This is a genomic window from Aeromonas sp. 160P, from assembly GCF_055193095.1.
In genome coordinates, this window is the sequence record NZ_JBUXKV010000001.1 from 778505 (window position 1) to 801631 (window position 23127).

General features: G+C 58.6%; 22 protein-coding genes and 4 tRNA genes. 10 read left to right on the top strand and 16 right to left on the bottom strand.

Going from position 1 to position 23127, the window contains the following annotated elements; genetic code table 11:
- Window positions 1-102: 102 nt before the first annotated feature.
- The 3 genes from ACY8FN_RS03685 to ACY8FN_RS03695 are packed head-to-tail and all read right to left on the bottom strand — an operon-like array spanning window position 103 to window position 4925.
- Entirely contained in the window at window positions 103-3183 is a 3081-nt protein-coding gene (locus ACY8FN_RS03685) for a multidrug efflux RND transporter permease subunit (RefSeq protein ID WP_463099259.1), read from the bottom strand.
- 15 nt (window positions 3184-3198) lie between these two features.
- Window positions 3199-4332, bottom strand: a complete 1134-nt coding sequence (locus tag ACY8FN_RS03690; RefSeq protein ID WP_101323196.1) for an efflux RND transporter periplasmic adaptor subunit — start codon at window positions 4330-4332, stop codon at window positions 3199-3201.
- Complete coding sequence (locus ACY8FN_RS03695) at window positions 4329-4925, bottom strand: TetR/AcrR family transcriptional regulator (RefSeq protein ID WP_463099260.1); 597 nt, start codon at window positions 4923-4925, stop codon at window positions 4329-4331. The genes ACY8FN_RS03690 and ACY8FN_RS03695 overlap by 4 nt, the downstream gene beginning before the upstream one ends.
- Before the next feature lie 242 nt (window positions 4926-5167).
- Between ACY8FN_RS03695 and ACY8FN_RS03700 the strand changes: the two genes are divergently transcribed.
- The 5 genes from ACY8FN_RS03700 (at window position 5168) to ACY8FN_RS03720 (ending at window position 6333) form a co-directional block, all read left to right on the top strand.
- Window positions 5168-5244: transfer RNA gene (locus tag ACY8FN_RS03700), tRNA-Arg, on the top strand.
- Between the two features lie 50 nt (window positions 5245-5294).
- Window positions 5295-5370: transfer RNA gene (locus tag ACY8FN_RS03705), tRNA-His, on the top strand.
- A 20-nt stretch (window positions 5371-5390) separates the two neighbouring features.
- A tRNA-Leu gene (locus ACY8FN_RS03710) sits at window positions 5391-5476 on the top strand.
- Window positions 5477-5556: 80 nt separating this feature from the next.
- Window positions 5557-5633 (top strand) — tRNA-Pro (locus ACY8FN_RS03715).
- 184 nt (window positions 5634-5817) lie between these two features.
- Window positions 5818-6333, top strand: a complete 516-nt coding sequence (locus ACY8FN_RS03720) for a ricin-type beta-trefoil lectin domain protein (protein ID WP_139691567.1) — start codon at window positions 5818-5820, stop codon at window positions 6331-6333.
- A 34-nt stretch (window positions 6334-6367) separates the two neighbouring features.
- On the opposite strand, the gene ACY8FN_RS03725 is transcribed toward ACY8FN_RS03720, so the two are convergent.
- From ACY8FN_RS03725 to ACY8FN_RS03760, 8 genes are all read right to left on the bottom strand, one after another.
- Window positions 6368-7183: a Cof-type HAD-IIB family hydrolase gene (locus tag ACY8FN_RS03725; protein ID WP_101345860.1), complete on the bottom strand. Its 816-nt coding sequence runs from the start codon at window positions 7181-7183 to the stop codon at window positions 6368-6370.
- An 89-nt stretch (window positions 7184-7272) separates the two neighbouring features.
- The gene (locus tag ACY8FN_RS03730; RefSeq protein WP_463099261.1) at window positions 7273-8313 is read right to left on the bottom strand and encodes an alpha/beta fold hydrolase; all 1041 of its coding nucleotides are present in this window, start codon (window positions 8311-8313) and stop codon (window positions 7273-7275) included.
- Entirely contained in the window at window positions 8313-8972 is a 660-nt protein-coding gene (locus tag ACY8FN_RS03735; RefSeq protein WP_463099262.1) for a CatB-related O-acetyltransferase, read from the bottom strand. The genes ACY8FN_RS03730 and ACY8FN_RS03735 overlap by 1 nt, the downstream gene beginning before the upstream one ends.
- Entirely contained in the window at window positions 8972-9703 is a 732-nt protein-coding gene (gene trmH, locus ACY8FN_RS03740) for a tRNA (guanosine(18)-2'-O)-methyltransferase TrmH (RefSeq protein WP_463099263.1), read from the bottom strand. The genes ACY8FN_RS03735 and trmH overlap by 1 nt, the downstream gene beginning before the upstream one ends.
- A 153-nt stretch (window positions 9704-9856) precedes the next feature.
- Window positions 9857-11974 (bottom strand): bifunctional GTP diphosphokinase/guanosine-3',5'-bis pyrophosphate 3'-pyrophosphohydrolase, encoded by a 2118-nt coding sequence (gene spoT / locus ACY8FN_RS03745; RefSeq protein WP_139691574.1) that lies wholly within the window; start codon window positions 11972-11974, stop codon window positions 9857-9859.
- A 130-nt stretch (window positions 11975-12104) separates the two neighbouring features.
- Complete coding sequence (rpoZ, locus tag ACY8FN_RS03750; protein WP_005307060.1) at window positions 12105-12380, bottom strand: DNA-directed RNA polymerase subunit omega; 276 nt, start codon at window positions 12378-12380, stop codon at window positions 12105-12107.
- Window positions 12381-12459: 79 nt separating this feature from the next.
- Window positions 12460-13086, bottom strand: a complete 627-nt coding sequence (gmk, locus tag ACY8FN_RS03755; protein ID WP_101323201.1) for a guanylate kinase — start codon at window positions 13084-13086, stop codon at window positions 12460-12462.
- A gap of 300 nt (window positions 13087-13386) precedes the next feature.
- Complete coding sequence (locus ACY8FN_RS03760; RefSeq protein WP_463099264.1) at window positions 13387-14442, bottom strand: glycosyltransferase family 9 protein; 1056 nt, start codon at window positions 14440-14442, stop codon at window positions 13387-13389.
- Window positions 14443-14576: 134 nt separating this feature from the next.
- On the opposite strand from ACY8FN_RS03760, the gene ACY8FN_RS03765 reads away from it, so the two are divergent.
- Window positions 14577-15290 carry a 3-deoxy-D-manno-octulosonic acid kinase gene (locus tag ACY8FN_RS03765; RefSeq protein WP_463099265.1) on the top strand — a complete coding sequence of 238 codons (714 nt, stop codon included), beginning with the start codon at window positions 14577-14579 and terminating at the stop codon, window positions 15288-15290.
- A gap of 70 nt (window positions 15291-15360) precedes the next feature.
- Complete coding sequence (locus tag ACY8FN_RS03770) at window positions 15361-16224, top strand: sensor domain-containing diguanylate cyclase (protein WP_139719784.1); 864 nt, start codon at window positions 15361-15363, stop codon at window positions 16222-16224.
- Window positions 16225-16230: 6 nt separating this feature from the next.
- Here the strand turns inward: ACY8FN_RS03770 and ACY8FN_RS03775 are convergent, their stop codons facing one another.
- The gene (locus ACY8FN_RS03775) at window positions 16231-17085 is read right to left on the bottom strand and encodes a carboxylate/amino acid/amine transporter (protein WP_463099266.1); all 855 of its coding nucleotides are present in this window, start codon (window positions 17083-17085) and stop codon (window positions 16231-16233) included.
- 42 nt (window positions 17086-17127) lie between these two features.
- Here ACY8FN_RS03775 and ACY8FN_RS03780 point away from each other — a divergent pair, with 42 nt between their 5' ends.
- Window positions 17128-17586 (top strand): DUF6314 family protein, encoded by a 459-nt coding sequence (locus ACY8FN_RS03780; RefSeq protein ID WP_463101128.1) that lies wholly within the window; start codon window positions 17128-17130, stop codon window positions 17584-17586.
- A gap of 123 nt (window positions 17587-17709) precedes the next feature.
- Here the strand turns inward: ACY8FN_RS03780 and ACY8FN_RS03785 are convergent, their stop codons facing one another.
- Together ACY8FN_RS03785 and ACY8FN_RS03790 are read right to left on the bottom strand one after the other, a co-directional pair.
- On the bottom strand, window positions 17710-17871 hold the full coding sequence (locus ACY8FN_RS03785; protein WP_463099267.1) for a hypothetical protein: 162 nt from the start codon (window positions 17869-17871) through the stop codon (window positions 17710-17712).
- On the bottom strand, window positions 17856-18755 hold the full coding sequence (locus ACY8FN_RS03790; protein WP_101323206.1) for a DMT family transporter: 900 nt from the start codon (window positions 18753-18755) through the stop codon (window positions 17856-17858). The genes ACY8FN_RS03785 and ACY8FN_RS03790 overlap by 16 nt, the downstream gene beginning before the upstream one ends.
- Window positions 18756-18845: 90 nt before the next feature.
- Between ACY8FN_RS03790 and ACY8FN_RS03795 the strand changes: the two genes are divergently transcribed.
- Entirely contained in the window at window positions 18846-19805 is a 960-nt protein-coding gene (locus ACY8FN_RS03795) for a LysR family transcriptional regulator (protein WP_042022998.1), read from the top strand.
- On the opposite strand, the gene trpS is transcribed toward ACY8FN_RS03795, so the two are convergent.
- A complete protein-coding gene (trpS, locus tag ACY8FN_RS03800; protein WP_463099268.1) occupies window positions 19784-20797 on the bottom strand; it encodes a tryptophan--tRNA ligase in 1014 nt (337 codons plus the stop codon). The two genes, ACY8FN_RS03795 and trpS, sit on opposite strands and share 22 nt — an antisense overlap.
- 192 nt (window positions 20798-20989) lie before the next feature.
- On the bottom strand, window positions 20990-21427 hold the full coding sequence (locus ACY8FN_RS03805) for a universal stress protein (RefSeq protein WP_005339229.1): 438 nt from the start codon (window positions 21425-21427) through the stop codon (window positions 20990-20992).
- A gap of 490 nt (window positions 21428-21917) precedes the next feature.
- Between ACY8FN_RS03805 and fabV the strand changes: the two genes are divergently transcribed.
- Window positions 21918-23105, top strand: a complete 1188-nt coding sequence (fabV, locus tag ACY8FN_RS03810; protein WP_463099269.1) for an enoyl-ACP reductase FabV — start codon at window positions 21918-21920, stop codon at window positions 23103-23105.
- Window positions 23106-23127 lie beyond the last annotated feature (22 nt).

The following is a 23127-nucleotide window of genomic DNA, read 5'->3' on the forward strand; positions in this document are numbered from 1 at the left end:
GGATAGTGTTTTTTTTAGTTTAACTGCTTCATGCACTTATGTCGTCTTTCCTGAGCGTCATAAAAAAGGCCCCTGATCGGGGCCTTGATATGCTGTTGATGATCAGTGTCCGCCGTTTGCCTTGGGCGGAATGGTCTCATCAAATACCGGCAAGGGTTTGTGCTCGGAAGCCAGATAGGTGTAGATCACCGGCAGCACAAACAGGGTAAACAGGGTACCGATGGCCAGGCCTGCCACGATGACGATACCGATACTGAACCGCTGTGCTGCCCCTGCGCCTGAGGCATAGAGCAGCGGGATCAGACCGGCAATCATGGCGGCCGTGGTCATCAGGATTGGCCGCAACCGCACCTTGGCGGCTTGCATCACGGCTTCCATCCGGTTCATGCCGCGCAGCAATTGCTCCTCTTTGGCCACTTCGCAGATCAGGATGCCGTGCTTGGTAATCAGACCCACCAGGGTGATGAGGCCCACTTGTGAGTAGATGTTCATGGTCGCCAATCCCCATGCCAGGGCAATCAATGCCCCGCTGATGGCGAGTGGCACCGAGACCATGATGACCAAGGGGTCGCGGACCGATTCGAACTGGATCGCCAGCACCAGGAAGATGATCGCCAGTGCCAGCGCGAAGGTGGCATAGAGTGCATTGCCTTCGGTGACGAACTGACGGGCTTCACCCATGAAGTCGTAACGATAGCCTTGCGGCAGCTTCTCGTCGGCGACGGTCTGGAACCAGCTGATCGCATCACCCATGGCCACACCCGGTGCCGGAACGGCGCCGATGGTGGCGGAGTTCAGCTGGTTGAAGTGGGGCAGGGCGCGGGGCTCGCCAACCACTTCAATGCTGATCAGGCTGCCGAGCGGGATCGATTTGCCGTCAGCGGCCCGCACGTAGTAGCCATTGATGGATTCCGGATTGAGACGGTACTTGCGCTCGACCTGCGGGATCACCTCGTAGGAGCGGCCATCCAGGTCGATACGGTTGACGTAACCGTCCGCCATCATGGTGCCCATGGTGATGCCGATGTCCTGCATGGTGATGCCGTAGGCACCCGCCTTGTCCTTGTCGATCTTGATCTTCATGGTGGCGGAGTCGTAGTTCAGATCGAGATCCGAATAGACGAACTGACCGTTGCTCTGCGCTGCCGCCAGAATTTCACCGGCCACCAGGAACAGGCTTTCGAAGCTGTTCGGGGTGGTGATGACGAACTGGATTGGCAGACCACCGGAGGCCCCCGGCAGTTCCGGGAACTGGAAGGTGGTGACAGCCATACCCGGGATGTCTTTCACCAGATTGGCGACCCGATCCAGCACCTCTTTCTGGCTCGCTTCACGCTGGCTCCAGGGCACCATGGAGGCGATACCAAATGCCTGGTTGGCGTTGAACACCCCGGAGAAGACCTGGGAGAAGGCGATTTCCGGCTGGTCGTCCAGGATCTTGTTCACGTCCGCCATGGTGTTTTCGATGTAGTCCAGGTTGGCGTTGGACGGTGCGGTACCCAGCACCGCCATTACCCCCTTGTCCTCTGACGGAGCCAGTTCGCTCGGGATGAACTTGAACAGCAACGGCAGGCTGCCGAATACGATGATGGCGAACACCACGATGACGATGCGCTTTTTCATCACCGCATGCAGCATGCTGTCGTAGCGATCTGTCATTCGCTCCAGCAGGTGGTGGACTGTGCTCTCGAACTTGCCCGGTGTTTCGTTAGCCTTGAGCATCTTGGAACACATCATCGGTGACAGGGTCAGGGCGATGATGCCCGAGACGAACACAGCACCGGCCAGGGTCAGGGCAAACTCCTTGAACAGCGAGCCGGTGATGCCCCCCATCAGGGCGATTGGCGCGTATACCGCCGCCAGGGTGACCGTCATGGCGATGACCGGTACCGCGATCTCGCGAGTACCGATAATGGCCGCCCGGAACGGCTCTTCTCCCTGTTTGATATGACGGTCCACGTTCTCCAGCACCACGATGGCGTCATCCACCACCAGACCGATCGCCAGCACCATCGCCAGCAGGGTCATCAGGTTTATCGAGAAGCCAAACATATCCATCATCATCACCACGCCGATCAGACTGAGCGGAATAGTGATGATCGGGATTATGACCGCCCGGAATGAGCCGAGGAACAGGGTGATGACCACCAAGACGATGGCGGCTGCCTCGAGGATGGTCTTGATTACCTCGTGGATCGACTCGTTGATCGCTACGGTGGAGTCATACATCACGTTAAGATGCATGGTGGTCGGCATATTGCGCTCAAGACTCGGCAGCAACGCCAGCACATCGTGGGCGATGGTGATGGGGTTGGCTGTCGGGGCGGCGTTGACTGCCATGACCACGGCTTCGCGGCCGTTGGCACTGGCGCGGTAGATGTCGTGGCTCTTCTCCAGGCTTACCTTGGCGATGTCGGAGAGGCGGATCACCTTGCCGTCCCGGGTTGCCACTACCAGACGTTTCAGCTCGTCGACATCCTTGACCTGGGTTTCGGCGTTGCCGTTGAACAGGGAGAAGTAACCGGTCGCCTGGCCTGTCGCGGACTGATAGTTGTTGCTGTTGAGCACCGTCATCACGTCGCTGGCGGTCAGGTTGAAGGCCGCCATCTTGGCCGGATCCAGCCATACCCGCAGGGCAAACTCGACCCCGCCGTAGAGGTCAACCTTGGAGACCCCGCCCACGGTAAAGAGCTGCGGCTTGATAACCCGCTCCAGATAGTCGGTGATCTGGCTGGAGTTGAGCTCCGGGCTGGTGAAGCCGAGGTAAAGCACCGCAGTGGTCGAACCGGTGGAGGAGGTGACCGAGGGGTCTTCCGCCTCTTTCGGCAACTGGGAGCGCACCGAGTTCACCTTCGCCAGAATGTCGGACAGTGCAGCGTTGGGGTCGGTGTTGAGCTTCATGTAGGCGGTTACGGTTGAGCTACCCAGCTGGCTGGAGGAGGTTATGAAGTCGATGTTGTCGGCTTGCGCGACCGCCTGCTCCAGCGGCTGGGTGATAAAGCCCTGGATCAGGTCAGAACTGGCACCATAGTAGCCAGTGCTGACGGTGATCACCGTGTTGGTGACTTCGGGGTATTCCCGGACCTGCATCTTGAAGATGGCCTGAAAGCCCAGCAGGGCGATCAGGAAGCTGAGCGAGATCGCCAGCACCGGCCGTTTTATAAATATGTCAGTAAATCGCATCGCAGATCTCCGCGCTTACAGCATCGGGGTTTGTGCCGGGACGGCCAGAGCATCGTTCTCGACCACATGCACCTTGGTGTCGTTGCTCAGGCGAACCTGGCCCGACAGTACGATCTGGTCACCGGCCTGGATGCCAGAGAGCACATGCACGTCATTGCCGCGTCGTTCGCCTGCCTTGACCACCACCTGCTTGGCTCGCAGCACTTTTACCTTGTTACCCTCTTTGTCAGTCTCTTCGCCCTCTTTGAGCACGTAGACATTCTGACCGTAAAGGGTGAAGGAGATGGCGGTTTGCGGGATAACCATCTGATCTTTCACTGTTGGCAAAATGATGCTGGCACGGGCGAACATACCGGAACGAAGTTGGCCTTCGTTATTCGGGATATCTGCCTGCACCTGGATCAGGCCGCTCTGGTAGTTAACGGCAGGCTCGATGGCAGTAATGTGGCCGTCAAACTGGGTTTGCGGATAGGCATCCACATTAATCTTGACGATCTGGTTCAGGGTGATTTTGGAGATGTCGGTCTGGGGCACGGTGAAGCGCAAGCGCATCATGCTGGTATCTTCCAGTCGCACGATATCGGTACCCGGTTGCAGGTACTGGCCGAGGAACACATTACGCAGGCCGACCATACCACTGAACGGGGCGCGGACTTCACGACGGGTAATAGTGGCTTTGAGGCTCTCGATATCCGCTTCCAGTGAACGGAAAGATGCCTCGGCATCATCCAGCTGCTCTTTGGAGATAGAGCTGGTCTTGTAAAGATTCAGGAAGCGATCGAACTTGGCCTTGGCTGCGGGCAGCTTGGCTTGGGACGCGCGCAGATTGGCTTTTTCTACGCTGGAGTCCAGGCTCAGCAACAGCTGTTCAGCCTTAACCCGTGTGCCCGACTCAAAGGTGATGGCATCAATGGTACCGGCTAGCTCGGTAGACAGAGTGACCCCCTGGTTTGGTTCGATGAAGCCGATAGCCTCTATGGTCGGTACCCAGTCTTGCGCCTTGGTCACCATGGCGGTGACAGGGAACTCGGGTTCTGGCCGGTTGGCCATGTATTGGGCAATCATCTTTTGTTTGAACAAATTGAAACCGATGACGCTGCCAAACAAGGCAATCGCAATCAGCAGCATAATGGCCATCCACTTTTTCATGAACAGGCTCCTGAGGTAGACGTGATGGGGGGTAAAATGGCGTTCCAGCTGGCCAGAATCGCAGTTTCCAACTGCGCTTCGGTCAGCGTGATGTGATGCACCCTGCATTGCAGGGCCAGATGCATGACACTGTCCAGGCTCAACACCTGGAGTGCCCGTATCGGTAAATCAATAAACAGTCCTTGTTCAACACCCTGTTCAAAAAATCGGTCCAGAGGCTCCCAAGCGGCCAGGATGACAGGATTGGTTTCCAACTCTGCCCCTAGCGGGGAGCTTTCGTACTGTAATTTGCACTTGATAGCGTTGGGTTCGTTAACGAATATGGTGTGAATATTTAGCCATAGTTGGCGAAATTGTTGAAATACAACTTTATCGACATCTACATCAGCCATGACCATGGGGACACACTGCAAGATGGTGTGCTGATGGAGCTGCCGAACCAGATCATCCTTGTCGGCGAAGTAGCGATAGATGGTGCCGGTGGCAACGTTGGCCTTTTTGGCAACTTCTGCAATCGACAGACCATGAAAGCCCCGTTCACCCAGCACTTCATGGGCAGCATTGAAGATGCACTCTTTTTTATCTGGACTCATCTGCGCTATTTTCGGTTGAATGAACGTTCATTCATTTTAGGTGGGCATAAAACCAAGTCAAGATAACAAGCCAAGATGACACAAAAGATCGGCGTGCATTGCGCCGTTTGGTGTGTTTATTGAGGAAAACTGCGATAAAAGCATACGATGTGCTGTAAAAAGCAACGGTCAGCACGATAAAGGAAAAAAATTGTAGACTAGGCATCGTTCATCATCAATAATGTGCCCCGTTCGACAGCGTAGCGCCCGTAGCTCAGCTGGATAGAGCGCTGCCCTCCGGAGGCAGAGGTCACAGGTTCGAATCCTGTCGGGCGCACCATCAAAAGTGCGCCGGTTAAACGGGCGTGTTGTGGAACGAAAACAGCTGTGGTGGCTGTAGCTCAGTTGGTAGAGTCCCGGATTGTGATTCCGGTTGTCGTGGGTTCGAGCCCCATCAGCCACCCCATTTTACAGCTTGTCAGGTATGCGAAGGTGGCGGAATTGGTAGACGCGCTAGCTTCAGGTGTTAGTGCCCCCCGGGTGTGAGGGTTCGAGTCCCTCTCTTCGCACCATACTTGCTGTATGATGAAGATGACTTAAGTTGTTGTTTTTAGACTTTAAAAGTAGTAAACTGTTTCGCAAGAAATAGCCTCGGTGATTAGCGCAGTCCGGTAGCGCATCTGGTTTGGGACCAGAGGGTCAAAGGTTCGAATCCTTTATCACCGACCACATTTAGAAAAACCCCGCTTCGGCGGGGTTTTTTGCTTTCTGGTATTTGAGATCCTCGCCTCTATTAACCCGCTGTTACGTCTGTTTACACTCTCTTTGGGCAAGATGTCTGCCCTTTCAGTTATGCTGCAGCCTAGAGTCACTGACAACCGGATGTCATCGGCCCATTTCAGGCGTGTTTCCCATGTATAACAAAATTTCTTTTTCTTGCACTCCCGCCCTGCTGGCAGCCTTGCTGCTGGGTGGCTGTACCATCAAGCCGCCATCAACCGATATGATGATGGGCTCCATTGCGTCGCAACCGCAGGAGGAACGTGCCCGCTCCCCCTTGCTGACCAGCGGCGATTTTTGCGTTGCGGTGTCACAGCAGAAGCTGCTGGCACAACCCTGCAGCGGCCAAGACGACCAATTGTTCGAGTGGGATCTGGGTGAGCTACACCTGCAGGATCTCTGCCTGCAGGCCAAAAACGACAGCGAGCTGATGCTGGCCCCCTGTGATGGGCGGGCGCAGTGGGAGTGGCAGAAGGACAGGTTGTTCAACAGCAAGGTCTCCCGCTGCCTTGATGTGGCCGGGCGACGCCATATGCCCGGCACGCCGCTGCGGCTGGCCGAATGCTACGGTGGGGCCAACCAGAGCTTCAGCTGGCAGCGACCCAATCCCTGGCTGGAGACCCTGAAAAAACAAAGCCTCACATGGTGAGGCTTTGCGGAATCTGATGTGGATATGGAGAGGGTCAGGCTGCGCTGACGCTCTCCAGCTCGAACAGTTTTTCCAGATAGACGGCAACGCCATCTTCATCGGAGGTGAGGGTCTGCTCATACTCCGGCAGTGCCACTTTCAGGCGGTCATGGGCGTTGCCCATCACGATGCCGCGGCCCACCATGGTCAGCATCTCGAAGTCGTTCATGCCATCGCCAAAGGCGATCGCCTCTGACATGTCGAAGCCGTTCTGCTCCAGTACGGCACGTACCGCGTTGCCCTTGTGAACCCCGGCGTGCATCACTTCGAGGCAATCCGGCAGGGAGAAGGTGACGTTGAGCTGGTCGCCGTAACGCTGGTTGAGGTGTGCCTCGATCTTCAGCAGCTTCTCGTGGTCGCCGATGTAGAACACCTTGTTGATCTTCTCTTTCGGTTCCTGCTTCAGGTCATCGACCAGACGGTAGGTGAACCCTGACTCGTCATGGAATTGCAGCAGCCATGGCAGCTCCTCTTCCACCACCCAATCATCACCCTGATAGACATTGAGGTGGATAGAAGGGTCGCGCTCCAGTGCAATCAGCTCGGCGGCGATCTCGGTCGGCAGCGGCTGGTTGAAAATCAGCTGATCCTGTTTGTCATGGACCACGGCGCCATTGGAGGTAATGAGGTAGATGTCCATTCCCAGGGCATCGCGGAAGCTGCGCACATCAACGTGGTGACGACCAGTAGCAACCACAAACTTTACACCTTGTGCTACCAGGCGGTGCAGGGTATCCCGGGTACGGGAAGAGATCTGGTGCTGCTTGTTGAGCAGGGTGCCATCGAGATCGGATACAACTACCTTGAACATCATTACCTCGGCATCGATTGAAAACAGGGGCAGTTTACCTTAGCCCGCACTGTCACCCCATTTATTTAGGGTTACAAAAAATAGCCTGCTCAGAAGCGGGCGAAAAAGTCAGCCATGGCAGTCAGGGCGGGCTGGCGCTTGTCATCGGATTCGATAAACAGCTCGTGCCAGGCTCCCTCGATCCGCAGCGGTTTGCCCCCTTCGCAGTTGGCCAGGGTACAGAAGCGATCCTGCGCGGCATTGTCCACCACGCTGTCGTTGCCAGCCTGCAGCACCAGCAGCGGTGTTTTGATGGCGCCCGCATCGGCGATGGCGGCATCGGCACCGGTGATCCCCTGATAAATCCAGTGTGCGGTGGCGCCCCCCAGCTTGATCTGCGGGTGCTGCTCGTAGATTTGGCGGAACGCCTGATATCGGGACTGGCTGTGGGTCAGCTCGTTATCGGCAAAGCCGTGATCCTTATAGCCGCCCTGACCGGGGCCGTAGGGGGGCTCGCCGATCCAGTCGCCGACCGTGCCTATGGTGGTCGCCAAGCCCTTGGCCAGCCACTTGGGCAGGCCGCCGAGATTGATGCCCAGCATGGGGGAGGAGAGCACGGCCGCCTTGATATCATCAGGCCAACGCTCGAGATAGCGGGCCGAGATGGCGCCGCCCATGGAGTGGGCCAGCAGGAACAGCTTGGCGGGCTGATCCGCCATGATCACCTGGTCGTGAAACTGCTTGAGATCGAGCACATAATCGTCGAACTGGTCGACATATCCCTTCTGCGGGTCAGCCAGCATCCGGCCAGACATCCCCTGACCGCGATGGTCGATGAGATAGAGGCTGTAGCCCTGACGCCAGAGATCCCACGCCAGCTCCTGATACTTGAGATAGCTCTCGACCCGGCCATTGACGATGAGGATGGCGCGATCGACCTTGGCTTGCCGCAGCGCGGCATAGCGGATGGTTACCCCATCCTTACCCTTGAACTCCCCTTCGACCGCATGCTGACGCCAGAAGTCGGGTAGGGTTTGCTGGTAGAGGGTGGGCACATCGGCTTCGCTGGTGAGCGGATAGGTATTGGTCACGGCAAGGGCTCCGGCAGAAAACAGGGTCAGGGCCAACAGGGAAAGAGAGAGGGGTTTCATCAGGCACACTCCTGTTGCCAATGGTGATAAAGGGCGGCGATATCCCCCGAGCAGAGCAGCGCCATGCTGGCTTGCAAGCGGGGCAGGGGCCAATCCCACCACCGCATCTCTTGCAGCATGCCGATCTGCTCATCGCTGAAGCGACGGCGGATCGGTTGGGCCGGGTTGCCGCCCATGATGGTGTAAGGGGCAACATCCTTGGTCACCACGGCACGGGCGGCAATGACGGCGCCATCACCGATGGTGATGCCGGGCATGATCATCGCTTCCGAGCCGATCCAGACATCGTTGCCAATCCGGGTGTCCCCCTTGCGCAGAAAGCCGCTGCGAGCCCCTTCGCCAAAGGTGTCGGGATTGAACGGAAAGGTGGAGACCCAATCCAGCCGGTGGCCCTGATTGCCTGCCAGCATGAAGGTGGCGCCCGAGCCGATAGAGCAGAACTTGCCGATGATCAGCCGATCCACTGCGCCCCAGAGGCCGCTCTCCCAGGTTTCGCGGGTCGAGCCATCGCCGAGCAGGTAGCGGACGCAGTGATCCTCGAACGGCTTGCCGTGGTAGTAGCCGGAGTAGTAGCTGTAGTCACCGGCCTCTATGTTCGGGTTGCTCAGGTGATCCCGGATGATGCGGGACTCCAGCCAGCTGCCAAAAGGGTTCTCCATCACTCCTCCTGCAGATCGTCCTGCTCGCTCTGCTGCGCCCAGCCTTTGCGGGTCAGCTGCATCCGCTGCCACCACGCCTCGTCCGCCACAATTTCACCGGCCGGGCCGAGTTGGGGGTAGGGCATCTCTTTCTCTTTGCAGAGCTGGGCATAGATGGGGTAACCCCCTTCGAACAGTATGCTGTTCTGCTCTTCCAGACTTAGCGGGCAGCCGCGCTGATAGCAACCGGCCAGCTCACGCTGACGCTGGGCCTCGTAGAGGATGGCGGCAGCGGCTACCGAGACGTTGAGGGACTGCACCATGCCGACCATGGGGATGACGATATGGTGATCGGCCAGTGCCAGCGCCTCTTCACCGATGCCGTGCTTCTCCTGACCCACCAGAATGGCGGTCGGTTTGGTGTAGTCGATGGCGCGAAAATCGACCGAACTGTCGGAGAGATGGGTCGCCAGGATCTGCATGCCGGAGGCTTTCAGCTCGGCAACGGCGCTGCCGATATCCGGGTGCAGTTTTACATCCACCCAGTTCTGGCTGCCGCGGGCGGTGCCCTTGCGCTTGTGGATCCAGGTTTTGGGCCAGACGGCGTGTACTCGGTGGATGCCGATGGCATCGGCGGTGCGCACGATAGCGGCGAGATTGTGAGGTTTGTGGACCTCTTCCATGCAGACGGTCAAATCGAGCTGGCGCTGGGCCAGCATGTCGGAGATTCGTTTAAAGCGTTCAGGGGTCATATCAATGTCTATTCGGTGAGGTTTGTGCACTCTTCTCGTGCATGCCGACGGTTAAAGCGAGTTGACTCTGGGCCTGCATGACGATGGTGCGCGGCAGCATGCCGGGCAATGGTTGTCGCTATAAAAGCAGCAGGCGGCTTGCGCCGCCTGTGTTCAGTTCTTTTGTCGGCTCACCTTGAGCACGTTGGGCATTACGCGGATCTTGCGCATGATATTGGCTAAATGGATCCGGCCTTTAGTGGTGATGAGCAGGCTGACCAGATAGATCCGGCCATCCTTCTCTTCGGTACTGATGGCGTGAATATTGGCGCCGGTGGCGGCAATCACGTTGGCCAGCTCCGCCAGCGCACCCTGATGATTGACGATCTCGACACTGATGCCGCTACGGAATTCCTGCTCCTGATCCTTGTCAAGTTCCCACTGCACCGGCAGGTACTTGTCCGGTTCTTTGCTGTAGCCCTTGATGTTGCGGCAAGACTCCTGGTGGATCACCAGCCCCTTGCCCGGACTGATATGGGCAATGATGGCATCTCCCGGGATCGGGCGGCAGCAGTTGGCGAAGGTGACCAGCATGCCGTCGGCACCCTTGATCGGCATCTTCTTGCTGCTGGACTTGGGTTGTTCATCAGGCGGCAGCTCATCACCCAGCATGCGACGGGCCACCATGACACTCATGGCGTTGCCCAGACCCACATCGGCCAGTAACCCCTGTAGGTTCTCGTGTTTGGTATCTGCCAGCACCTGTTTGATGCGCGGTTCGGAAATATCTTCGATATTTTTGGCGCCGAGCGCATGGTTGAGCAGGCGGCGACCCAGCACCACCGACTCTTCGGTACGCAGATTTTTGAGGAACTGACGGATCTTGGAGCGTGCCTTGGTGGTCACCACGAAGTTGAGCCAGGCTGCATTGGGGCGGGCGCCCGGCGCCGTGATGATCTCTACTGTCTGGCCAGAATGCAGCGGGCTGCTCAGGGAGTAGGGGTGCCTATCGACCCGCGCACCAACGCAGGCATGACCGATATCTGTGTGTACCGTATAGGCAAAGTCCACCGCCGTCGCGCCAGTGGGCAGTTCCATGATGCGCCCTTCCGGGGTAAAGACGTAGATTTCATCGGGGAAGAGGTCGGTTTTAACCCCCTCGATAAACTCAAAGGAGCTGCCAGCGCTCTGCTGCAGTTCCAGCAGGCTCTGCATCCAGCGCTGGGCGCGGATCTGTGCCGTGGTGCCGGAGCTGTCGCCATCCTGTTTGTAGGTCCAGTGAGCGGCTACACCCTTATCGGCCATCTGATCCATAAATTCGGTGCGGATCTGTACCTCCACCGGCACCCCGTGGGGGCCAACCAGCGAGGTATGCAGCGACTGGTAGCCGTTGGTTTTGGGGATGGCGATGTAATCTTTGAAGCGGCCGGGGCGCGGCTTGTAGAGGCTGTGCATCTGCCCCAGCACCCGGTAACAGGTATCTATGTCCTTCACCTTGACCCGAAAGGCGTAGATATCCATTACCTCATGAAATTGCAGCTCTTTTTTCTCCATCTTGTTGTAGATGGAGAACAGGTTTTTCTCGCGACCGCTGACCTGATGCTCGATCACCGCTTCGTGCAGACGACCACTGATTTCACTCTGGATCGCGTCGATGATTTCGCGGCGGTTGCCACGAGCCCGCCGTACCGATTCCCGCAACACCCGCGATCGCATCGGGTAGAGTGCCTCGAAGCCCAGCTCCTCCAGCTCGTTCTTCATGGTATGAATGCCGAGGCGGTTGGCGATGGGGGCGAAGATTTCGAGGGTTTCCCGGGCGATGCGGCGGCGCTTGTCCGGACGCAACGAACCCAGGGTGCGCATATTGTGGGTGCGGTCGGCCAGCTTGATCAGGATGACCCGGATATCCTGGGTCATCGCCATCACCATCTTGCGAAAGTTCTCGGCCTGAGCCTCTTTGCGATCGCGAAACTTCAGTTTGTCGAGTTTGGATACCCCGGCCACCAGCTCGGCAACAGCGCTGCCAAATTGCTCGGCCAGGTCGACCTTGGTCACCGAGGTGTCTTCGATGACATCATGCAGTACTGCGGCTATCAGGGTTTCATGGTCGAGACGCATGTCGCCCAGGATACGGGCTACGGCAACGGGATGGGTGATATAGGGTTCGCCACTGGAGCGCATCTGACCCTGGTGTGCGTCACGGGCCACCACATAGGCTTGCTTGAGCTTCTCGACCTGCTCTGACGGCAGGTAGGAACTGGCTATTTCTTTAAGGTTTTCAAATAAATACAAGACAGTCCCCGCAGCGGTGAAACGGCAATTCGTGGAATTGAGGTATAGCCCTGAGTTTGCGAGGTTTTCGAGCGGTTGTAAATGGGGATGAACAGTCGGCACCCGGGCGGGTGCCAACCGGAGAAATTACTTAACCGCGACCTTCGGCGATGGCAGCAACGGCAGCCAGCTCGGCGGCTTCCTGCTCTTGCTGTTCGTAGCGGTCCTGGGTATCCATCACTTGATTGTTTACCAGACCCAGTTCGATCTCACGCAGGGCGATCACAGTCGGCTTGTCGTTCTCTTCGTCGACCAGGGGATCTTTGCCTTGTACCGCGATTTGACGAGCGCGGCGGGCGGCGACCAGCACCAGGTCAAAACGGTTACCTACCTGTTTTACAGCATCTTCTACAGTAACGCGTGCCATGCAGGACTCCAGTGTTTGGGCTTTCTGTATTTAGAAAAGCAGTGTTTAAAAATGACGCAAAAGTTTACTTGTTTTTGGCTTATTCTGCCAGTAGCTGTTGCAGCAAGTTTTTTTGAGCCTGTTGCTGGTTACGCATTTCCAGCCGTTGGCACTCAATAATGGACCCGAGCTGGAGCAGTGCCTGCTCAAAGTCTTCATTAATAATGACATAGTCATACTCGTCGTAGTGCACCATTTCGGCAATGGCTTTCGCCATCCGGCCGGCGATCACCTCGCTGCTGTCCTGACCACGCCCAATCAGGCGGCGCTCCAGCTCTTCACGGCTGGGGGGCAAAATAAAGATGGATTTGGTCGGCATCAGCTCGCGGATCTGGCGGGCACCCTGCCAGTCAATATCGAGGAATACGTCGATCCCTTTGGCCAGACAAGCTTCGATGGCGGCGCGGGAGGTGCCGTAGTAGTTGCCGAACACTTCGGCCCACTCCAGAAAATCACCGCGCTCGATCAGTGCCTTGAACTCTTCCACCGGCACAAAGTGGTAGTGCACCCCATGCTCTTCGCCCGGGCGGGTGGCGCGAGTGGTATGGGAAACTGACAGCTGCATCTTGCCTGCGGCGTTAGGTTTGGTCAGCAAGGCATTGAGCAGGCTGGATTTACCCGCGCCGCTCGGAGAAGAGATGATATAGAGAGTGCCTTGTTGCGCCATGTTATTACCTTTAATCGAAACCGGTGTTTTGGTTGTAGCAGAGGCCGCCGTCTTGTGCCCGAAAGGGAGACAGCCAAACGCAAAACGCGGAAAATTCTTGAATTAGGGGGATGTAAAGGCGGCGAATTTTACCAGAATACGGCGAATAAAAAAACGGCCGGAATCATATTCCAGCCGATCAAAGTATTCGTAGCTTGCTGCGGGAGCGTAACCCACATCAGCCAGCATTGTGCCTGTGAGGATGGACAGGGGCCATCAGGTTATCCCTGCCTGATGGCTCGGAATTTCCGAGTTGCCCTTTCAGTGCGGCAACTGGCGATCGGCGCAGAGGCAGTCGAAGGCGGCGATCACCTGCTCGCGGGTGATCTTGCTCATGGCCTCCGGGTCCTTGAGGCGGGTGCGCCAGCTCAGCTCGACCAGCGGCTTGCCGGTCTCCTGTTCGACCAGCTGTTGATAGACGCTGACCACGTAGTCGCGACACAGATAGGGGCCGGTGCGCGCCGGATTGTGGTGGGCATAGAGGCCAATCACCGGCGTGCCGACCAGGGTAGCCATGTGAGTTGGGCCGGTATCGGGAGCCAGCACCAGACTCGCCTCGCCAATCAGTGCCAACAACTGCTTGAGGTTGGTCTGCCCCACCAGATCGGCCGGTTTGCTGTGGCTGAGTTGCTGGATCTCGGCGGCCAGATCCCGCTCCAGCTTGGCCGGCCCGCCACAGAGGTAGACTTGAAAGCCCTTGCTGGCGGCGTGATCTGCCAGCGCGGCATAGCCAGCTGCGGTCCAGTTCTTGAACGCCTTGCTGGCGGCGGCGCAGATCAGCAGGGTCGGCTTGCCGCCAATCTTCTCCTTTGCCCATGCCTGATGTTCGGCACTGATGGGCAGTTGCCAGTCCGGAGTCAGATCCTTGATGCCGAGCTCTTGAGCGAAGGCGAGGAAACCGTCCAGCACGTGGGGAGAGGCGGGGGATGGCACCTTGTGGTTGGTGAACAACCACTGACCGTCATTGGCCCGCTCTTTGTCAAAGCCGAGTTTGATGTTGGCCCGGATGCCGAGGGTGGCAATGCTGGCGCGCATGGCGGCCTGCAGGTGGAGCAGGGCATCGAATTTGCGCCCCTTGAGGGCTTGCCACAGATCGCGATAGCCGCGCCACCCCTTGCTCTTGTTGAAAGGGATCACCTCGACCCCGGGCAGATCGGCAAACAGGGTTGCTTCTATTTTGCCGGTGATCCAGGTGATGCGGGTTTGTGGCCACTCCCGCTGGATGACCCGCACCAGCGCCAGTGCGTGGCAGCAATCCCCGATGGCGGAGAGCCGCAGGATGCAGATGGAGGAGGGTGGCGTTTGAAATAGCGGCATGTTGTGGCGCACTGCTGGCAAAAAGGGTGGATGGCATTATGCAAACTCCCCTGCGGATTGTAAAATTGCGCGCATGCCAGAGCGGCAGCCTCATCGCGCAAGCGATCAATGACCCACCGAGCGGGATCTTCATAATGCGAATACAGACCGAACACAACCAGATCTGCTGGTATGCCGAAGGGGCCTTTCGCGACCCTTCTCCCCAGTTATTCGATCCTGCCTGGTGGCAGAACAACCGACAGGTGGTGGGTACCGCCATTGGTCGGGGGGTGACCTGGTTCGTCAAGGATGAGTCCCGCCATCTGGTGCTGCGCCACTACTATCGCGGCGGCATGGTGGGCAAGGTGGTGCGGGATCGCTTCTGGTTCGAAGGGGTCGAATCGAGCCGCGCCATGGCCGAATACACCCTGCTCGCCAAGTTATGCGAACTGAGGCTGCCGGTGCCGCGTCCGTTTGGTGCCCGCATGGTCAAACAGGGCCCCTTCTATCGCGCCGATATCCTGATCGAGCGGATTCGCGGTGCCAAAGACATGGTGGCCCTGCTCAAACAGGGGCCAGTGGCGGCCGAGGTATGGCAAAAGATTGGCCAGACAGTGCGCCAGTTTCACGATGCCGGGGTCTATCACGCCGATCTTAACAGCCACAACCTGCTGATCGATAAAGAGAACAAGGTGTGGGTCATCGATTTTGACAAGGGGGCGATCCGCTCCCCCGGTGAGTGGCAGAAGGCCAATCTGGAACGGTTGCAGCGGTCTTTTAATAAAGAGGCCCAATTGCATACCAGCTTCCACTTCGTTCCGGAGAACTGGCAGACCCTGATGAACGGGTATCACACAAAAGCGATCTGACCCTGTTGCTCGGCGTGAGAGCCAATGTTACTTATTGAGCAGGTATTCAGATCCTGTTTCGAGGCGCCCCATGGAAATGCTCAAGACATCCCCAGTCGATGTGACTGCCCGGCTTGATCCGGGTCTGCTCGCTGATGCGATGGCGCTGCTGGAGGCGGGGATCTGGACCTGGTCCGCGCCACAGGGGTTGCGCCGCGATCCCTCTTGCTTGAGGTTGTTGGGGCTGGGGGATCACTGGCCTGACGAGCTCGGCTGGCTGGATCGGGTCCATCCCGACGATCTCTCCCGGCTGGAAGACTCCCTGCTGGCCTGCCAGAGCGGCAGCAGCAGTGGTCTGCGCCTCGAATACCGCATTCTCCATCATCATGGCCACTATATCCGGCTGGAAGAGCGCATCCGCCGTGACGAGCGGGGCCATCTGCTGGGGGTGGTCCGCCACCTCGATCCTGTGGTGGTGCTGGTGGAAGAGCGGCACGGTACCGATCCGCTGACCGGTCTGGAGAGTCGCGGTCGCTTCGAGCAACTGCTTGAAGATCGGCTGGCGACCGAGAGTGGCAGCTTCAGCTTGCTGCAGTTCTCAGTCGACCACATGGCCAAAATCCAGTTGCTGTTTGGCGAGGCAACCTGCGATGCGATGATCGCCAAGCTGGCACGCATCGTGCGCCACGAACTGCGGCGAGAAGATCCCTTCGCTCGCTGGGATGAGGGCGGTTTTATCCTGATGCTCTCCCAGACCGAGCGGATGAGCGGACTGGAGATCGCCGAACGGCTACGGCTGGAGATTGCCGACGCCAGCCTGCTGACCCAGCGGCCGGTGACCGTCAGCATCGGGCTGGTGCAGAGCCAGCCCGGTGAGCAGCTCGACCACCTGTTGGCCCGATTGGCCACCTGTCACGGCCAGGCCAGACGAGAGCGCAACGCCGTGGTCGGCTGACAGCGGTCAGTGCTGGTTGACCTTGTGACGCTGGCAGACCCAAAGGGAGGCCAGCATCAGCAGGCCGCCAATCGCCAGCCGGGTCAGATCGGTATCCTTGCCCCATAACAGCAAATTGACCAGCAAGCCGGCCGGAATGAGCGCATTGTTCATGATGGCCAGCACCCCGCTGCTGACCAGTGTCGCCCCCTTGTTCCACAGGAAGTAGCCGAGGCCGGAGGCACCCACCCCCAGCCACAGCAGAATGCCCCACTGCAGCCCGGAGGTCGGATATTGCGGCTTGCCCAGCAGCCACCAGGCGGGCAGCGCTATCAGCAGTGCGCCCAGATAGAAGCAGCCGAACACCGCCAGCTGCGGTGGTTGCTCCGCCTCCCGTGCCAGCAGTACCTTGTAGCCCACCTGACCCAGCGCGAAACAGAGGTTGGCCCCCTGTACCACCAAAAATCCCAGCACATAGCTTTCGGTCAGCCCGTCGAAGCGGATGACGGCGGCCCCGAGCACCGCCAGCAGGGCGCCCCACAGATAGGTGGGTTTGAAGCGCCCTTCCAGCAGATCGTGGAGCAGGGTGACGTAGATGGGGGTGAAGATGGTGAAGACCAGCACTTCCGGCACCGTCAGCAGCAGGAAGGAGTGGTAATAGAAGAGATACATGATGCCGAGCTGGATGGCGCCAAGGGCCATCAGTTTGGCGACCAGAGCGGGGCGCAGCCAGCGGCGGCGCAGAAAGGGGAGAAACACCAGAGTGGCGAGGGCGATGCGGGTCAGCACCGAAAAGTAGGCATCCACCTGGCCAGCGAGGTAGACCCCGATCAGGCTAAAGGAGAATGACCAGAGCAGGGTGACCCCTATCAAGTAGTTCATGTGTTTGATTTATCGTCAGTTGTCAATTTTAAGGGGGCTATGATGGCCGAGATGGAAGCGGCAATCCAGCGTTTATGGGCGCGATTGCCACAGGTCGGAGCATTTGCCTTTACCGCCAGCAATGGCGAGGGGTCGGCGACCGACTGGAATGGGCGCGGTGAGGGAACTGTGCTGGTGACCGATCACCAAGGTGGCTGGCTGTTTAGCGAACAGGGTCGCTACACCACGCCTCACGGGCGGCAGCTTGCCATGCACAACCGCTTCTGGTGGCAACGCACTGCGCGGGGGATCCGCCTCGCTCATCTGCGTTATGAGCAGCCGGTGGCGCTGTTCGAGCTGCTGCCGCAAGGGGATGGCCGCTGGCTGACCGCCGAGCCCCATCTGTGCGGGGCGGATCACTACAGCGCCGAGCTGACCGAGATCGACGGCGGTTTTCTGCTGAGCTGGCAGATCACTGGCCCGCGCAAGAACGAGCGGCTCAGTTATCGCTATCTGGTCTGACGCTGGCTGGCAGGCATAAAAAAACCGGCGCACAGCGCCGGTAGCGGGAGACAATCGGAGGTTATTTAAAAAAGGTCCCCAAACAGGAGCGATACGCTCTCTTCACACACTCAGATCTTGCATTCAGGCATGGATGGCATAGCTCAGCATGGCTTGCAGCTTGCTATCGAACAGCCAGGGCAGCAGCACCATCAGCAGCCCCAGCATGCCAGCCAGTCGCTGGCGATATTGCCAACCAGCAATCATGACCAGACCACCGCACAGTGTGGTCAGGATGCCTGACACAGTGAGCTCTCGCGCTGCATGCGGCGCTGCTGCGCCCACTGGTTCATGGCAACCGAACCGAGGATCAGTGCCAGTGCGATGCCGGTGGTTGGGTGGATCTGCTCGCCGAGGAACAGGGCACCCAGCATCACGCCAAACAGCGGCACCAGATAATTGCTAAGGGAGGCGAAAGTCGGGCCAGCCTTCTGGATCAGCACCATGTAAAGGAAGTAAACCAGACCGGTGCAGAGGCTACCCAGCACAATCATGGCACTCAGCGCCTGGCCGCTTGGCATGGTCAAGGTGCTCAGGTCAGTAATAAACGGTGTTGCAATCAGCAGTTGGGTTGCTGCACAAAGCAGGATATTGCGGGCAACGACCACAGGGTGATCCTTGGCAAAGCGCTTGATCATCAGCAGACCGATGGCAAAGCAGCTGGCGCCAAACAGTATGCCAATGGCACCCATCAGGCCAGCGTTCATGCCTTGGGAGAGATTCGGCCAGAACAGGGTCAAGACACCGGCAAAACCGATGATGACAGAGAGCAGGCCGCTCTTGGTGATGCGCTCACCGGCAATAAACAGCGGGGCGGCCAGAATGGTCACAAACGGGATACAGCCCATCAGCACGGCGGTAGTGGCGCTATCAACATGCTGTTGACCCCAGGCGACCATGATAAAGGGCATGGTGGCATCCATCAGGGCGATCAACATATAGGTGCGCCACGGGGTGTGCTCACTCTTGAGACGCATAAACAGGCAGAGCAGACCGAGGATCAGGCTGCCACACAAGGCACGACCGGCAGCCACCATGATGGGGGGCAGTTCGGCAACGGCCTGATGCATAAAAATGAACTGGGAACCCCACAGCAGGCCAATGGCCAGCAATAACAGATAGCTACGCATGTTAATCTCCGATGTATTGAGCTGTGCATTCTAGGGAATCTGCTAGTATGGCGAAAATGAATTGTTGGCATCCCACTATGGTTAATATCGATGGATAGCTCACTGGCCCGCCTCGACCTCAACTTGCTCGCCGTATTCGACATGCTGATGCAGGAGCGCAACGTCACCCGTGCGGCCGATCGGCTGCATCTCTCCCAATCCACCGTCAGCCACGCGCTGGGGCGGTTGCGAGTGGCGCTGGATGATCCGCTGTTTGTGATGAGTCGGCGCGAGATGATGCCGACCGAGCGGGCCAAGGCGTTGGCCGGGCCGGTACGGCAGGCATTGGCGATGCTGGAGCAGGGGCTGCGCCAGGCCAAGGGATTTGATCCCGCCACCGCGCGGCGGATTTTTCGTATCGCCACCCCGGGCTCGGTGGAGCATGGGGTGGTGCCGGTGCTGGTGGATTGGCTCCATCGACTCGCGCCTCACTGTCGGTTGGAGGTGTGCGACTTGGCTGACAGCGACTACGAGCGGGAGTTGGAGAAGGGGGAGCTGGATCTGGTGATCGGTTTTGCCGGTGCCAACCACCTTTCGCCCCGCTTGTGGCGGGAGGATTGGTTCAACAATCCGCTGGTCTGCCTGTCACCGCTCGGCAGCGAGCTGCCCGATGTGCTGGGGCCCGCCGAGCTGGTTAGTCGGCCCCATATTCATACTTCCAGCTGGGGCCACAGTCAGGCGATGGTGGAGCTCTGGCTGGCCCGCTTCGGGGTAGCGCGGGAGCTGGGGGTCAGATTACCGAGCTTTATGGCGGTGCCGCCACTGATGGCCAGTGGTCGCTATCTGGTGGTGGTGCCCGAGATGATCGGGCGCCTGTTCTGCCGCTACTATCCGCTACGGATGCATCAGCTCGATCCCGCCATCCCCATCATCTACCTGATGGCGGGCCACCCGCTCACCGCCCATGACGAGGCGATCGGCTGGTTCAAGAGCCTGCTGCACCAGCTGGTGTTTGACCTCTATGGTGCCGATGCGCTGGGCTCACCGGCTCAACGCAGTCTGGCGAAGTAGTCCAACCCCATGGCGTTTTTCACCTCCGCCAACACCTCATCGGTGATGACGCGGGCCTGCTCGGTGCCCTGATAGAGCAGTGCCAGCAGTTTGTTCTTGTCGGCGATGGCGGCTTGGCGGCGCTCTCGCATCGGCGCGAGCAGGGTTTGCAGGCAGTCATTCAGCACCTGTTTGCAGCGCATGTCCCCCAGTCCGCCACGCTGGTAGTGGGCCTTCATCTCGGCCACCAGCGCCTTGTCGGGGTGGAAGGCATCCAGATAGGCGAACACCGTATTCCCCTCCACCTGACCCGGATCACTCACCTTGAGGTGGTTGGGGTCGGTATACATGGCGAACACCGCCTGTTTGATCTCTTCCGCCGACATGCCGAGTTCGATTGTGTTGCCGAGGGATTTAGACATCTTGGCCTTGCCGTCGATGCCGGGCAGGCGGCCGGTGTCACTCAGGATTGGCTGGCACTCGGTCAGCACCTCCTTGCCAACTAAGGTGTTGAAGCGGCGGACGATCTCGTTGGTCTGCTCCAGCATCGGCAGTTGATCTTCCCCAACCGGCACATGGCTGGCGCGAAAGGCGGTGATGTCGGCGGCCTGACTGACCGGATAGACCAGAAAACCGGCCGGTAACGTGCGCTCGAACCCTTTCTGCTGGATCTCTGCCTTGACGGTGGGGTTGCGTTCCAGTCGGGCGACGCTGACCAGATTGAGGTAGTAGCAGGTGAGTTCGGCGAGGGCGGGCAGGGCGCTCTGCAGGCAGAAGGTGGTCTTGGCCGGGTCGAGGCCAACCGCCAGATAGTCGGCCATCACCTCCAGCACGTTGTCGGTCACCTTGGCCGGGTTGTGGCCGTTGTCGGTCAACGCCTGCAAGTCGGCGATCATCACGAATTGACGGTAGTGGTGCTGGGCTTCGACGCGCTGGCGCAGGGAACCGACATAGTGGCCGATGTGCAGTTTGCCGGTGGGACGATCGCCAGTCAGGATAACGGGGTTGTGCATGTCACTCTCTCCAGTTGGGTGAGCCGGGAGGCGACAAAGGGATAAAAACAGTTGACCGCCTCTCGGCGGTCACGGTGTTTTCTTTGGGAAATCTTGAATAGAAACGCGGTGCCGCCTGTTTAGGAGCAGCACCACCAGTAGTTGTGATTGAATGCGGTCATATTCATAGCAAATCAAACTACGCCGGTTTCATCACTTCTGCAAGGGGACGACCAGCAGGTCGCACGGCACTGTATTCATCAGTTGACGGGCGCTCGAGGTAAGCAGGCTCCAGAAGCTCTGGCGATGGCCGCACACCAGCAGGTCAATTTCATACTCCTTGACCGCCTGATTGACTCGCTCGCTCAGATCGCCGCAGATCACCAGCTTCTTCTCGATGGGGTAGTCCACCGAGGCCAGGAATGCCTCCAGCTTCTCTTTCGCTTCAGCGATCACCTGATCCTGCACGTTGTCGATGTCGATATCGATCATCTCGGTGTAGAGATCCTTGAGGTCCACATCGACATGGATAACTGACAGCTTGGCGCCGTTGGAACGGGCTCTGTCCACCGCCTTGTCGATCACCTTGCGGTTGTCTTCAGAGAGGTCGATCGCGGCCAGAATATGCTTGTAATAGGTTGTTCCACTCATGGGGTATCTCCTTACCGATCCTTTCGCCCACTATACCCATCTCTGCTGAAACTAAAATGGTGTCTCAGGCACAGTTTTCGGATTTAAATGAGTTTAATTTCATGTGCCACAGGGTGAGCCACTCAGTTATTAACCACCATTTGCCTATAAATCAAACAAGAGTTTGAAGCCGGTCACACCCCCCGGCTTGCTGATCCGGGGGGAGAGGCATAGGATGGGCCCGTGCTTCGCAATGAACACAAAACAATAAAAAGCATCTGAATACCGCTTTGGGGAGCCTCGCGCTCCCTTTTGTTTTTCTGCCTCATTTCCTGCCGCTTTTGTTACTGATAGCGATCCGGCATCAAGTTAATCTTCTTCGACTTGGTTATGCTGTAGCCAGTTTCTTTGGCGGCCTTCCCATGATCATTCATCCGCAGATTCAGCTGTGGTGCGGGTTTGCCCGCAACGGTCGCCCCTCATATCGCCTTGATGCCTTGGAGATTCATTCATGATTATTCACCCACAGATCAAGGGCTGTGTTGCCCGTAACTGTCACCCCATCGGCTGTCGCGCCGCCGTGCAGCAGCAGATCGAACGGATCAAGGCGGCTGGCCCGTTCAACGGGCCCAAGCGGGTGCTGGTTCTGGGGGCCTCCTCCGGTTTCGGGTTGGCCTCGCGCATTGCGCTGGCCTTTGGCGCGCAGGCCGACACCATAGGTATTTCGTTCGAGCGCGGCCCCTCCGATAAGGGGCAGGGCAGCGCCGGTTGGTACAACAACATCTGGTTTCGGCAGGCGGCGGAGCAAGAGGGGCGTATCGCCATCAACCTGATTGGTGATGCTTTCTCTGACGGCATGCGCCAGCAGGCCATCGACACCATCCGCCAGCAGCTGGGGCAGGTGGATCTGGTGATCTACTCGCTGGCGAGCGGCATTCGGGTGCTGTCTGATGGCACTCAGGTGCGCTCCGTGCTCAAGACCACCGGCCAGCCGTTCAGCGGTTGGGGGCTGGATCTGGAGCAGGATACTCTGGTGCAGCAGTCGCTGGCGCCCGCAACGCCAGAGGAGATCCGCGATACCGTTACCGTGATGGGGGGCGAGGATTGGCAGCTCTGGATGCAGGCGTTGCAGCAGGCCGATTGTCTGGCGCCGGGTGTCCGGACCGTGGCCTACTCCTATATCGGCCCCGAATCCACCTATCCCCTCTATCGGGATGGCACCATCGGTTATGCCAAGGAGCATCTGCACGCCACCGCCGAGACCATCAACCTGCAACTGGCGGAAGTTGGCGGTCACGCCTGGGTATCGGTCTGCAAGGCGCTGGTGACCAAGGCGAGCGCCTATATTCCGGTGCTGCCGGTCTATCTGGGCCTGCTGATGGGGGTGATGAAGGAACGCGGTGTGCATGAGGGCTGCATCGAGCAGATGCAGCGACTGTTTGCCGCCAAGATGTACGGGCCCAATGGGGTGGTAGCCGATGGCAACCGGTTGATCCGGATGGATGATCACGAGCTCGACCCGGCCATTCAGGCCGCCGTCTCGGCGCTCTGGCCCAAAGTGACGCCGGAGAACTTCCACGCTCTGGGGGACTTTGCCGGATTGCGGCAGGATTTCATGCAGCTCAACGGCTTCGAGCTGCCGGGAGTCGATTACGCTGCGCCGGTGGATGTCGCCTCCCTTGGCGAGCTGACCCCCTGAGCTGAAAGAAACGGGATCTCCC